Below are 12,908 nucleotides of genomic sequence, written 5' to 3' on the forward strand. Positions count from 1 at the left end.
GAGGCGAGGAACCGGCTTTTGCAATCGATCGAAGTTTTCGCCTATGCGGCATTACTGCTTTTTGCCCCGGAACTCCTTGACGAACAGGAACGCCCCGGCTATGAGCAAGGCCGCTCCGCCGACGGCCGTATTGACCGTGAACAATCCGTCCCACCAGCCTCCGAATGCGGAAAGCGAGCAGAAAAACACGACGGCTCCGATAAATCCGAGCAGCAAATTGCCTCCGTTCGCATTCGGATAAGCGACCGGTCCGGGGAAATGATTGCCGTGCCGGATAGCCCTGTTGATCGCATCGGTCTGGTGAACCGCATCGAATACGTTATAGAAGTAAAGCACCGGAATAAGCAGCGACAGCAGCGTCACCGGCAGCACATTGAACTCGACCGGACCGTCCGCGAAAAAAACGATAGAAACGATATTGAGCGCGAGCAGCAGCATGATCGACATGCCCCGGACGACCGCTCCCAAATACATTTGACCCGTTCCGGGAATGATCATGGACAGCAAGGTCGCCGCGAACTTGCTCTTAAGCGGCAGCTTCTCGACCGGATACGCCATCGGAACGTGCCCTCCGCCATAAGGCGTCGCATGGGTATTCGGCGGCGTTCTCGCTTCGAAAAAATCGTCTTTCATAAGTCGTACCTTCTTTCCGTCGATTCGTTTAGTTACAGCTTACCCTTAACGAATCGGGGCGAAAACCGACCGGGGACGGTATTCCTACTGGTCTAAAGTCGGGCAGGGACGGCCTACTCGTACGAAACGCCCTTCGTATAGGTGTTGCCCGCATTCCAGAGCAGAAACTCGTCGATGCCGCTGTCCTTCAGAGCGCGTATTTGCTCCTCGATTTCGCGTTTCCCGTATTCGATATGGCCCTGCACCCAAGATGCCGTAAAGTCTTGAAGCCATGGACGAACGACCGGCTTGTGCGAGCCGAGCGGGTCCAGCTTTTTCGTCGTATCGGCCATCGCCCCATGAATCGTCGCATAGGGCGCGGCGTCCGGCACCTTGGACCCGAACCAGCCGGTACCGTAATGGCTCGGATAGACCATGGGGGCAATCACGTCCACATATTTCGCTATTTTGCCGAAATCCTGACCGATCCCTTCGGCCGCCGGTACGGATGCCGCATATCCGAATATGTCGACGGATACGCGAACGCCGAGAGGAGCGAGCTGCTCCCGCGCATATTTGACGAAGTCGGCGACGGCATCGATTCGCGGCCGGTCATCCTTCGTATAGCTCAATTGCTCGGCCCGCTTCTCGAATCCTTCCGGAAACCGGACATAATCGAACTGAATTTCCTTGAAGCCGGACTTGGCGGCTTCCTTGGCTACCGCCACGTTATAGTCCCACACTTGCTTCTCGTACGGGTTGACGAAGCTGTCCGGAGTACTTTTGCCGTTCGTCCATAACGTGCCGTCCGGATTGAGGAACGACAGCTCCGGCTTTTTGCCGGCGAGGACGGTATCCTTGAAGACGACGACTCGGGCGATCGGGTATACGTCATGCTCTTGTAGCGTCGCCATCAGTCCGGGCATATCGGCGATAATCGGTTTCGTCGTGCCGAGCGCGTTCAGCTCGGGGTTCTCGGTGTCATAAGTAATATGGCCGTAATCGTCCTTCACGTCGATAACGAACGAATTCAGCTCCGTCTCGTCCAGCAGCTTGAGCAGCGCATTCAGCCTCGAGCCGGCTGCGCTGTGTGCCGTAACGTATACGCCTTTGACGGCCGGGGCGTCTGTCTGCGGATCGGATTTGACGAATTCGGTTTCCGGTATCGAGATGTCGGCTGTTCCGGACGGTGCCGGCGCCGCAGCTTTGCCGGAATCGGCGGCTGCTTGGAGCAACTGCTCGATCGGGACGGCGGCAGCCGCAGTTCCCGGGGCGGTTCCGACAAGCAATAACAAGGCCGCGAGTAATAATTCCATGTCGTTCTCCTCCCTCCCGAAGATAACGGTTAGTCGCGATGCTTGCCCGTACATACTTTTACAGCAAAAGCGCTCTGGTCAATCACCCGACTGCGAACGATGGAAGGAAAGCGAAGGCTGCTTGCGGCATGTCGCGGCCGCGGCATTACTCGTTGCGTACAAAAAAAGACGCCGCTTCTTCAATGAAGAAGGGCGTCTTTCGAATATTCGGAAATGCTGTACTTGACGATATCCAAAGCGTCTTCCGCTTCAAGCGACTCGAGCCCGTTTTTCAGTACGATTTCGATGTCGAGCTCGGAAGATTTCAAGCAAGGGTACATATCGGGCGTTAATTTCATCACAATCCTGGATAATTTGACCGTTTCCATAAGCATCACCTTTCCGCGTTTTTTTTGAATCGGTCTATCGACGATCGTACAAAAAAAAACGAAAAGATCTTAAGTTGTTAAGCCGTCTAACCAGAACCTATGAAATTACAAGTCCATTATATCACAAGAACATCGGTTGTGTATCCACTTGCAACGTTTTCCATAGCCCATTATTTGCCGCTTATATCAATTTGCGGAATTCGCCGATGATCTCCACGGTTTCCACGATATTGACAAATGCCTTCGGATCGGTTTCCTTGACGATTTTGCGCAGCTCCGCCAGCTCGTACCGGGTCGTAACCGTCATCAGCATATCGTGGGGAAGATGGCTGTAGGCGCCTTCGGTTTTGATAAGCGTGATTCCCCGGGGCAGCTGGAGCAGCCTGCCGATCATTTGATCCCTGGAGCTTGTTACGATAAATGCGGTTACCTTCACGTGACGGATATGGATCGTGTCCACCACTTTGCCCGCTATGAAAATCGACAGCATCGACCGCAGGGCGGCATCCCAGCCGAGCACGAGGCCGAGCGCCAGCACGACGGCGCCGTTCAGGGCGAACAGCAGCATGCCGAGCGGGAAGTCCCGCCTGCGGGTCAAGATGGAGCCTATAATATCAAGACCCCCGGTAGAGCCGCCGGACCGAAGCGAAAGCCCGGAGCCCATGCCGATTAGCGCGCCTCCGAAGACGGCGCCGATGATCGGATCGGAGTTGAGCGAAATGTTCGGGACGAGCTGCATGAACCAGGTCGTCAGTACGACCGACACTACGCTGAGCCAGACAAATCGCTTGCCGATAACGATCCATCCCCATACGAGAACCGGCAAGTTGATCAGGAAGTAAAGCATCCCGATGTTCCAGCCCGTAAAATAGCCGATCATCATGGAAATGCCGGACAAGCCCCCGCTCAACAGCTGATGGGGGATCAGAAACAGATTGAAGCCGGCGGCAATCAGCATCGCGCCGACCGACATGAACAGCAGGTCGAATAGATCACGCAATCGGATCATAATAGTCCCTCCATGATAACATTGTTCCCAAAATGTTAGGAAAACGGTACGGGACGGACTTATCGGCGAAATGAAAAAAACAACCTTGGATTGAGACTGTCCAAGGTTGTTCACGGTAGGTGCCTTATAGTTATCGTTTCTTGCCGCCGCTCTTGCTGCTGAAGCTTCCGGACCGGTTCGACGTGCTCGGTTTGCTCGATGATTTGGTTGACGGGGATGAGCCGTCGTTTTTGCGGACGCTCCCCGAGCTCGAAGTCGACCAGCTTCCGGTGCTGGACTTGCTTGAGCTCGAGCTGCTGCTTGAGCCAGTGCTGCCCGAGCTGCTGGAGCCGGAGCTTCCCGCAGCCGACGAAGAGCTGCCGGACGGCACGGAGCCTTTGGACGTAAACGAGCCGGTACGGTCGCTCGTTGTCGGTTTCTTCTCGTCGGTAGAAGAAGAGGAAGACGAGGTCGAGCTTTTGCTTGGAACGGAAGTCGAATACCCTTTGTACGGGGTCGAATATTTTTTGCTCGAATCATACCAGCCGTTTCCGAAAATCGACTGAATCAGGGAAGCCGCGATGTACCCTTCGAGAAACGATGAGCTATAGTTCTGCTTCGCATATTCGATCGTATCGACTTCGATTAGCGTATTGTTCGGGTTATCCGGATTTTTCTGAAGATTGACGACCCGGTTGTCGTAAATGAGGAACATTTGGTCCGGGTCTTCCTTGCTCGTTTCCTGCGGCTTTTCCTTGCCGGCCAATTCTTTGGCCACTGCGGGAACCGTCTTGCCCTCCGCCTCGTACACTTTGGCCGACGTCTTTCCTTTGCCGGCCATATCGACGAGCGGGTACTCATCTTTCACGTAGTTGGCCGCGTTCGCGCAACCGGACAGCAGGGCGACGACGAGCAGCAAGCTTACCCAGGTCGTCCAGCGGTACCAACGCTTCATGGCTGATCACTCCTTTCCCCAAGCGAATCTTAGAAGCCGGCTCCCGTTATTTGGTCGATTTCATAATCTTTACTTCGGCGGAAGGGATGCGGGTTCCTACCATGCCGATAAATTGTCCGTCCTGCCATTGCAGGAAAAAGTGTTCGTTCTCATCGGCGAAATAACGCCAAACCATCACTTCGTCATTGCTGCGAAAATCGGTATTGCCTAGCGTCTGCGTCCTGTCCGTACGCTGATGCTCGAGCGTATAGGTGACGTTGCCGTCGAGCTCCAGCCTGGTCGGAACATCGTTCGGATCGTCCAGACCGCCTTCGAGAAACCGGCACATGAAGCAGTCGTAGCTGCGTCCTTTTTCCACAAGAAGACAATGAATGTCCCTGCCGCTTTGCAAATAATAAGCGTATCGGTGAGGCGCGAAGCCCCGGTCGGAATAGACGACCTTGCCGGAGATCACGTATTCCTCCAGATCGACGTTCATGATGTCTCCGACGGAAGCCCCTTCCAGAGGCGGGACCGAAGCATGGGGAGAGGGCTGCGGCTCTTTATGGCTACGGAATATGTTGACGATTCGTTTGAAAATGGACATATGAATTCGCTCCTTTACCGCGTTTCGCTCGTTCGATTGCTTTGTTCGATCGCTAAGATGTTATACGGCTATGCCGGCAATAGGTTTCGCGCACGAAAAACAAATCTCGACAAACGAAGGGGGAACGGCTAAAAAACTGGAAATGGGATCTTGAATTATGGTATGATATAAAAGATATTCTTAAGTTCGGCTGACGAACGGAATGAGTTGGCGATGGTACCCCGCTCATACCTTTTCTTGAACGATAAAGAAAGTTCAAGTTCCGCTAAGCGTTAAGGCGGTTGGAGACTTTCTTTACCAAGAAAAACTACATCTAAATCCGCGGTCGCTCATCTCTTGAGTGGACCTCGATTGACGTTTTTCTTATAACGAGATCGGATCCGCAAATGATCCCCGTATGAAACGGGTTTGAGGAAAGAGATACTAAACCATCGGATAGAAAAGTCGCGCTTAAGGGTAAATCAAAAATTCAAGGGATCTAGATACCCTAAGTAAAAGGAGTAGAAACATTTGAAATTATTCAGTGAGTTCGGCTTGGACTCCAAAGTAGTCCGGGCTATTACGGAAATGGGATTCGAGGAATCGACGCCGATCCAGGAGAAAACGATACCGCTCGCCCTAGAGGGTAAAGATTTGATCGGTCAGGCGCAAACCGGTACGGGGAAAACGGCCGCATTCGGCATTCCGCTCATTAACCGGATCGAAGCTTCGGAGGAACGGATCGTAGCGCTCATCATGTGCCCTACGCGCGAGCTTGCCATTCAGGTCGCGGAAGAAATCGGGAAGCTGGGCCGGTTCAAAGGAATTCGCTCGCTGCCGATTTACGGCGGTCAAGATATCGTGAAGCAAATTCGCGCGTTGAAGAAAAAACCGCAAATCATTATCGGAACGCCGGGACGTCTGCTCGATCACATCAACCGCAAAACGATCAAGCTCGATAACGTCAACACGGTCGTCCTCGACGAAGCGGACGAAATGCTCGATATGGGATTCATGGAAGATATCCAATCGATCCTGCAGCTTGTTCCGCCGGAGCGCCATACGATGCTGTTCTCGGCTACGATGCCGGAAAACATCAAGCGGTTGGCGAAGCAGTTCCTGAACGAGCCGGAGCACGTATCGGTTATTCCGAAGCAAGTGAGCGCGCCGCTTATCGCCCAATCCTATATCGAGGTGCACGAGAAGCAAAAGTTCGAAGCTTTGTCCCGTCTGCTCGATATGGAATCGCCTGAGCTGGCCATCATCTTCGGACGCACGAAGCGCCGCGTCGACGAACTGTCCGAAGCGCTGCAAAAGCGCGGCTATTCGGCGGAAGGACTGCATGGCGACTTGTCGCAAAACCAACGCGACAACGTAATGCGGAAGTTCCGTGACGGCAGCATCGACGTTCTCGTCGCTACCGACGTTGCCGCACGCGGACTCGACGTATCCGGCGTGACGCACGTTATCAACTTCGATTTGCCGCAAGATCCGGAAAGCTATGTTCACCGGATCGGCCGTACAGGCCGTGCGGGCCGCGAAGGCGCGGCATGGACGTTCGTAACGCCTCGCGAAATCGACCATCTGCACTTCATCGAACGGGTGACGCGTCATCGCATTCCTCGCAAACCTTTGCCGAGCATGGCGGAAGCGATCGAAGGAAAACAACGCGTTACGGCCGAGCGTGTGCTCGAAATCGTCAATGACGAAGGATTGACCGAATTCAAAGGAATCGCGATCCAATTGCTGGAGCAATACGATTCGGTCCAGCTCCTTGCGGCGGCATTGAAGCTTCTGACCGGCGACAAGAAAGAAGTGGATATCGAGCTTACGCCGGAGGATCCGTTGCGCGCGAAGAAACGGCGTCCCGATGTTCGCAGCTCCGGCCGCAAAATGCCCGGATCTTACGTACGCGACGGGCAGGGTCAAAGCGGCGGCGGCGGCTACCGTCGCAGCGGCGATCGTCCGTATTCGTCCGGTTCCGGCGGCGGCGGCGACCGCGGGCGTCGTGATGGCGGCAACCGCGGCGGCTACGGCGGACGCGACGACCGTTACCGTGACGGCGATCGGGGCCAACGGAGAACCGATGACCGCAAGCCGAAGAGCAGCTCCGAATTTGTCAACATTTGATCGGGTAAGTAGAGAAGGCCTGCCGGTTGCGGCGGGTCTTTTCTTTTTTTCGCCATGATGCGGAAGCAAGCGGACAATGTGCCGGTTCGCTTTTCTTTTGGGGGATATAATAGTATATTATAGGTAAGTTAAAGTCAGACAAGGTTTCTTCGGAGGAGGATTTCAGGTTGGAATTTCGTGGTCTCATGGGCGGTTTATACCGGATATCGGAATGGATCATGCGGCTGTCCGTCATCAATGTGCTTTGGGTGATCTGTTCGTTTCCTTTTTTTTATTTGGTGTTGGCCGGTCTGATCGCTTCTGCCGAATCCATCGATTTTTTGAAGCAGTCGGCCGTCATGATCGCGATCGTCACTCCGTTCACGCTTTTTCCGGCAACGGGCGCCATGTTCACGGTCGCGCGTAAATGGGTAACCGGCGATGACGATGTGCCGTTGTTCAAGACGTATTTCCGGGGCTACAAGGAAAATTACCGGCAAAGCATGCTCGGCGGGCTCGTATTTGTCCTGTTCGGCGCGGTCATCTACATCAACTATACGTTTTATTTGAAGCAATCCGGCACGCTCAGCCTGCTGTCCATTTTGTTCATCGTGCTGACGGTCGTCATGATTGCGGCCATATTCCATTTCTTCTCGATTATGGTTCATTTCCATATGAAGTTTTGGCAAATTATTAAAAACTGTTTGCTGATCACGATCGGCAATCCGGTGATGACGATCTTCCTGCTCACCGTCAACGGCATCGTCATCTACGTAAGCGTCAACCATTTCACGTTCCTGATCCCGTTTTTTATGGGAAGCATAATGGCGACCGTGTCGTTCTTCGCGTTTCACCGCATATTTGACCGGATGAAGACGTTGAACGAAAGCAAACAGGAAGAAGCGGAAGAAGAGGCAAACGAGGAGAAAAAGACCGACTCGGACGAGGCTCGGGAACTAAGCGATAACGGTACAAGCGTGAAGACGGACGGGACGGACTCCGATGCGAGCGGCAGGAAGCCGCTGGACTGAATGGGGGATTGCGACAAAGCATCCATCATAAATTAACGGTCTCCGGTTTACTTTTCCGAACGTTGGGCCTATAATAAACATAACGCAAACGACACAACACAACAACAAAACATCCTGCGATGTACGTTTCGATTTTCTACTGTTTTGAACCAATGGATGTTTCTAGGGAGTCCTATCATTGCACGCCAGGCTGACATGCCCTCCAAAAGGGGACTTCAAAACGGCGGCTGCGGACACCCACCTGCGAGAGCGGGTTTGAAACATGAAAATCGGACGGCATAGGCGGGTTTTTTTGTTGTTTCAAGAAATTAAACACGTACATATGGGGTGAAGTCTTGAAAATTTTTATCGATACGGCCAATGTGGAAGAAATCCGCGCGGCGCACGAGCTCGGCGTGCTGGCGGGCATAACGACAAATCCGTCCTTGATTGCCAAGGAAGGTAAAGATTTTTTTGCTACGCTCAAGGAAATTATCGCGATCGTAGGCGAGCAGCCCCCGATCAGCGCGGAAGTTATCAGTCTGAAAGCGGACGAGATGGTCGAGCAAGGCAAGAAGCTCGCCGCGATCAGCCCGAATATCGTCGTGAAAGTACCGATGACGATCGACGGATTAAAAGCGACCAAACAATTGAGCGAGGCAGGCATCAAAACGAACGTGACGCTTATTTTCAGCTCGACGCAGGCTCTGCTTGCCGCTCGTTCCGGCGCGACCTACGTTTCGCCTTTCATCGGACGACTGGACGATATTAACCAGATCGGCATGAACCTCGTTCGCGAAGTAAGCGAAATTTTCCAAATTCACAGCGTTCCTACCGAAATTATCGCGGCGAGCGTCCGTCACTCGGCTCATTTCATCGAAGCCGCTCTTGCAGGAGCTCACATCGCGACCGTCCCTTACAAAGTCATCGAGCAAATGTCCAAACACCCGCTGACCGATCAAGGCATCGCCAAGTTTACGGCGGATTGGGAAGGCGCAAAACTGAGCGCATTTTAGCGTATTGCAACCGGCTTCCGATGGGAGGCCGTTTTTTTTGCTGTATCAGAATTTATAAGTTTCGGAGTCCCCACAGAACCTGAAATTTGCTTGTGAGGGTTGTGGAGGAGAGAGGTACCCTGAATATTACAAAGGGGTGCATGGTTATGAGTACCGGGTCGGAGACGGGTTGAAGTTGAATCAAGTAGAAGGCAGTTCGTGGGTCTGCACACCAAAGCACCGTCCGGGCGTTTTCCCGGACGGTTTTTTCTTAACGGTATTTAAAGCACTCTGGCTTTTACGGTTTTGGCGTATTCCGTCGGCGTCATGCCGACTGCGGTCTTGAAGTGGCGGGAGAACGTATGGATGCTGTTGTATCCGAGCTGCTCGGCGATTTCGGTGAAGTTGCGGCGTTCCTCGCGGATCATCAGCTTGACCCGTTCGATTTTCAGGTTTTTGTACGTTTTCATCACGCTCATGCCCAATCGCTCCTTGAACAGGGCGCTTAGACGCGACTGCCCGACATGAAACCGCGCGCACAGCTCCTCCAGCGTCAGATTGGCGCATAGCTGCTCCTCCATGTAAGCGACCGTCCGCTTTAACAGCTCGTCCTCGCTCCGTTCCATCGCCGCAGACGACAGCCGGTTCGATTGCGGCACCGCCTCGCCTCTGGTGGCGAGACTTAGCAGCAGAAGCTCCAAATGAATCCGCAGCAGCTGCTCGGACCCGAACGGAGCATCGTTTCGTCTGATCAGGTCGTGAACCCGGGGGCGATCGAACGGAGGCTCATAGGCGGCGAAGCCGTGTCTCACCAAGCCGGCCATCCAATTCCGTTCCTGATCGTTTAAGCAGAACAGCTTGTTTTCGAACAGCTTCATGGCCGCAGAGCGGCACTCGAAGCAAACGACGATAACGTTGGGACCGATTTTGCGATTCGCCCACACGGAGTGGAACTCGTTCGGTTTATGAAAGATGACGTCGCCCTGCTTCAGCACATATCCGGCCGAATCGGCCGTTACCTCGATTTCTCCCTTGTCCACATACAGCAGCTCCCAAAAATCGTGCGCTTCCCCTTCGAAAATAAAATCTTTGGCGAACTCGAAATAGTGCAGCGAGAACAGGTGCGTAATCTCAATCGCGGTTTCCAACGGAGTTTTTACGAAATTCATATCGATTCCTCCGCAACGGTTACAAGTGAATAGGTTGCCATACGTCCATCTTAGTGGATATCGGTTGCCGGGGAAAGGGCCGCATCGGTAAAAATGTTAAATATTCAGGCAGTTTCGGTAAAGATTTCGGCAAGGCGAATCGTTACGATGGAGATGAGCGAGCAATTTGCTGGAAAGGGAGATGAGTCGGTTGAAAAAAGGAATCAATCAATGGTCGTTTCCCGTGGATATGTCCGCGGCCGCATGCATTCGGCTGGCGAAGCAAGCAGGCTTTGACGGCATCGAGCTGGCGCTGGCGGAGACCGGCGAGCTGAGCCTTGAGAGCAGCCTGGAGCAAATCGCGGAGCTGCGGCGAATCGCCGACGGGGAAGGCGTCGAAATATCCAGTCTGGCTTCCGGACTTGGCTGGTCTTATGCGCTGACAAGCACCTCCAAGCTTAATCGGGATAAAGCGATCGATGTCGTGAAGCGGCAATTGGACGTTGCGGCGCAATTGAAAGCGGATACGATTCTTGTCGTGCCGGGAGCCGTAGGCGTCGATTTCATTCCGGATTCGGAAGTGACCGAGTATGACGTCGCCTATGACAACGCGCTGGAGGCGCTGAAGGGGCTTGCCGTCGAGGCGGAAGCGCACGGGGTGTCGATCGGCGTAGAAAACGTGTGGAACAAATTTCTGCTGTCGCCGCTCGAGATGAGGGGCTTTATCGACAGTATCGGCTCCGAATTCGTGGGCGCTTATTTGGACATAGGCAACACGGTATTGACGGGATATCCGGAGCATTGGATCAAAATATTGAATCGCAGAATCAAGAAGGTGCATTTTAAAGACTTCCGTCGCAACGGGGCCGGCCTGTCCGCATTCGTCGACCTGCTCGCCGGCGACGTGGATTACCCGCTGGTCATGTCCAAGCTGGAAGAGATCGGCTATGCCGGCTATGTAATCGCGGAAATGATTCCGCCTTATCGACATCATCCGGAGCAGATCGTGTACAACACTTCCGGAGCGATGGATGCCATTATGGGCAGAACACAGAGGAGGACGATATGATCAAGATCGGATTGATTGGTGCGGGCTTTATGGGCTCCATGCACGCTTCCTGCTACGAAGCGCTTGCGGGTCGCGGAGATTTTCGGGTGACGGCCGTGTCGGACGACGATCCGGATAAAGCGGCCAAGCTGGCGGCCAAATTCGGAGCTGCCGTCTATTCTTCGGCAGAGGCGCTTATCCGCGACGGAGACGTAAATACGATCGATATTTGTTTACCCACTTATTTGCATTTCCCTACGGCGGTTTCGGCTATGGAGAAAGGCTACAACGTATTTGTGGAAAAGCCCGTATGCTTGAACGAACGCGAGGCGGAGGAGCTGCTGGCACTGCAACGCAAGACGAACACGCAGGTCATGGTAGGGCAATGCATCCGTTTCTGGCCCGAATATATGGAGCTGAAGCGGCTTGCTTCCGAGCAAATATATGGAAGACTGTTGATGGGCGTATTCAAGCGGATCAGCCCCCGACCGGGCTGGGCATGGAACGGATGGCTGCACGATCCGGAGAAAAGCGGCTCCGCGGCGCTCGACTTGCATGTTCATGACGTAGACTTCGTTCGCTCGCTGCTCGGCGATCCCGACCGCCTCGTCGCGGAAACGGTGGAAAGGGAAGGCGCGAACGGGCATATATTCAGTTTATACCGGTACGGAGATGCGGTTATATCGCTCGAAGGCGGCTGGGACTATCCCGAGACGTTCCCGTTCGAGATGGCGTACCGGGTCAGCTTCGAGAAAGCGACGGTCGTGTTCAGCTCGGCAGCCACGCCGTCGCTGCGCATTTACGAAAACGGCGGCGATATCGTCGAGCCGAAGCTGGATGAGCTGGCGATCTCGGCGGGTGACGGCGGAGGCAATATTTCCAGCTTGGGCGGTTATTATAATGAGCTGCATTATTTTGTAGACTGCTTGTCCTCGGGTCGGGACATTGCCAATTCGACATTGCAGGACGGCTGCGATTCGCTGCGTCTGACGCTGCGGGAAATCGCTTCCGCCGCCCGCTGAACCAATTGAAGGAGGAACTGGGATGAACGTGCTGGCTATCGCCTGCCATCCGGACGATCTGGAGATCGGCTGCGGAGGAACGTTGGCGAAATACGCCTCGCTCGGCCACAAGGTCACGATGGTGCATGTGGCGAACGGGAACAAAGGACATAAAGTGATCCAGCCGGACGAGCTGCGGCTCATTCGGGCCAAGGAAGCGCAAAATTCGGGTGCGCTGATCGGAGCGAACGTAATCAGTCTCGACGTGCCGGACTTGCTTGTGAAATCCGACCAGGACGAGCTTATTTCCAAGCTCGTGGACGTTATCCGCCAAACGGAGCCGTGTGTTATCATTACGCATCCTCCGGAAGATTACATGAAGGACCATATGGAAGTGTCCAAGGCGGTTTTCGATGCCAGCTTCGCCGCTTCCGTGCCTCATTACGAATCCAAGGTTCCCGCGCCGGCGGGTATCAAGGTCGCTCCGATCTATTATATGGACACGCTTGCGGGCGTCGGCTTTTTACCGACGGAATACGTCGACATCACCGAACATATCGAGACGAAAATCGACATGAACGCGGCGCATGAGAGCCAGATCAAATGGCTGTACGAGCACGATGGAATCGATTTCCTCGATTTCGTCCGGACCGTTTCCAAGTTTCGCGGATTGCAGTGCGGCGCCGCCTATGCGGAAGGCTTCGTGCAATGCAAGGCGTGGCCTCGGCTGACGACGGTGCGTTTGCTGCCTTGATAATTTGCCGCTGCTGAAGGTTCAGTCTTCTCCGCTTTC

The 12,908-nt window shown here is 54.0% G+C and carries 13 protein-coding genes and 1 other RNA gene; 7 read left to right on the forward strand and 7 right to left on the reverse strand.

What is annotated here, in order from left to right:
* Window positions 1-51: 51 nt before the first annotated feature.
* The 6 genes from FE784_RS13850 to FE784_RS13875 all read right to left on the reverse strand — a co-directional run bounded on the left by FE784_RS13850 (window position 52) and on the right by FE784_RS13875 (window position 4,825).
* A complete protein-coding gene (locus FE784_RS13850; protein ID WP_139602792.1) occupies window positions 52-633 on the reverse strand; it encodes a hypothetical protein in 582 nt (193 codons plus the stop codon).
* A 113-nt stretch (window positions 634-746) separates the two neighbouring features.
* Window positions 747-1,928 carry a putative glycoside hydrolase gene (locus tag FE784_RS13855; protein ID WP_139602793.1) on the reverse strand — a complete coding sequence of 394 codons (1,182 nt, stop codon included), beginning with the start codon at window positions 1,926-1,928 and terminating at the stop codon, window positions 747-749.
* A gap of 179 nt (window positions 1,929-2,107) precedes the next feature.
* Complete coding sequence (locus tag FE784_RS13860) at window positions 2,108-2,296, reverse strand: hypothetical protein (protein ID WP_425465544.1); 189 nt, start codon at window positions 2,294-2,296, stop codon at window positions 2,108-2,110.
* 181 nt (window positions 2,297-2,477) lie between these two features.
* Window positions 2,478-3,305 (reverse strand): YitT family protein, encoded by an 828-nt coding sequence (locus FE784_RS13865; RefSeq protein WP_139602795.1) that lies wholly within the window; start codon window positions 3,303-3,305, stop codon window positions 2,478-2,480.
* Window positions 3,306-3,435: 130 nt separating this feature from the next.
* Window positions 3,436-4,239 carry a DUF4247 domain-containing protein gene (locus tag FE784_RS13870; protein ID WP_139602796.1) on the reverse strand — a complete coding sequence of 268 codons (804 nt, stop codon included), beginning with the start codon at window positions 4,237-4,239 and terminating at the stop codon, window positions 3,436-3,438.
* Between the two features lie 46 nt (window positions 4,240-4,285).
* A complete protein-coding gene (locus FE784_RS13875; protein ID WP_139602797.1) occupies window positions 4,286-4,825 on the reverse strand; it encodes a DUF4178 domain-containing protein in 540 nt (179 codons plus the stop codon).
* Window positions 4,826-5,335: 510 nt separating this feature from the next.
* On the opposite strand from FE784_RS13875, the gene cshA reads away from it, so the two are divergent.
* The 4 genes from cshA to fsa all read left to right on the forward strand — a co-directional run bounded on the left by cshA (window position 5,336) and on the right by fsa (window position 8,939).
* Window positions 5,336-6,934 (forward strand): degradosome RNA helicase CshA, encoded by a 1,599-nt coding sequence (gene cshA / locus FE784_RS13880; protein WP_139602798.1) that lies wholly within the window; start codon window positions 5,336-5,338, stop codon window positions 6,932-6,934.
* Between the two features lie 167 nt (window positions 6,935-7,101).
* Complete coding sequence (locus FE784_RS13885) at window positions 7,102-7,944, forward strand: YesL family protein (RefSeq protein ID WP_139602799.1); 843 nt, start codon at window positions 7,102-7,104, stop codon at window positions 7,942-7,944.
* A 108-nt stretch (window positions 7,945-8,052) separates the two neighbouring features.
* A non-coding RNA gene (gene ssrS / locus FE784_RS13890) (6S RNA) lies at window positions 8,053-8,237 on the forward strand.
* Window positions 8,238-8,279: 42 nt separating this feature from the next.
* Window positions 8,280-8,939: a fructose-6-phosphate aldolase gene (fsa, locus tag FE784_RS13895; RefSeq protein ID WP_139602800.1), complete on the forward strand. Its 660-nt coding sequence runs from the start codon at window positions 8,280-8,282 to the stop codon at window positions 8,937-8,939.
* A gap of 260 nt (window positions 8,940-9,199) precedes the next feature.
* Here fsa and FE784_RS13900 read toward each other — a convergent pair whose 3' ends face one another.
* Window positions 9,200-10,087, reverse strand: coding sequence for an AraC family transcriptional regulator (locus FE784_RS13900; RefSeq protein WP_139602801.1), 888 nt, complete (start codon window positions 10,085-10,087; stop codon window positions 9,200-9,202).
* Window positions 10,088-10,277: 190 nt separating this feature from the next.
* On the opposite strand from FE784_RS13900, the gene FE784_RS13905 reads away from it, so the two are divergent.
* From FE784_RS13905 to FE784_RS13915, 3 genes are read left to right on the forward strand one after another with little or no spacing between them, the layout of a single operon-like run.
* On the forward strand, window positions 10,278-11,135 hold the full coding sequence (locus tag FE784_RS13905; RefSeq protein WP_139602802.1) for a sugar phosphate isomerase/epimerase family protein: 858 nt from the start codon (window positions 10,278-10,280) through the stop codon (window positions 11,133-11,135).
* Window positions 11,132-12,136 carry a Gfo/Idh/MocA family protein gene (locus FE784_RS13910; RefSeq protein ID WP_139602803.1) on the forward strand — a complete coding sequence of 335 codons (1,005 nt, stop codon included), beginning with the start codon at window positions 11,132-11,134 and terminating at the stop codon, window positions 12,134-12,136. The genes FE784_RS13905 and FE784_RS13910 overlap by 4 nt, the downstream gene beginning before the upstream one ends.
* Window positions 12,137-12,158: 22 nt before the next feature.
* A complete protein-coding gene (locus FE784_RS13915; RefSeq protein ID WP_139602804.1) occupies window positions 12,159-12,869 on the forward strand; it encodes a PIG-L deacetylase family protein in 711 nt (236 codons plus the stop codon).
* Window positions 12,870-12,908: the final 39 nt, after the last annotated feature.

Source organism: Paenibacillus hemerocallicola (assembly GCF_006265175.1).
GTDB classification, from domain to species: Bacteria; Bacillota; Bacilli; order Paenibacillales; family NBRC-103111; genus Paenibacillus_AB; species Paenibacillus_AB hemerocallicola.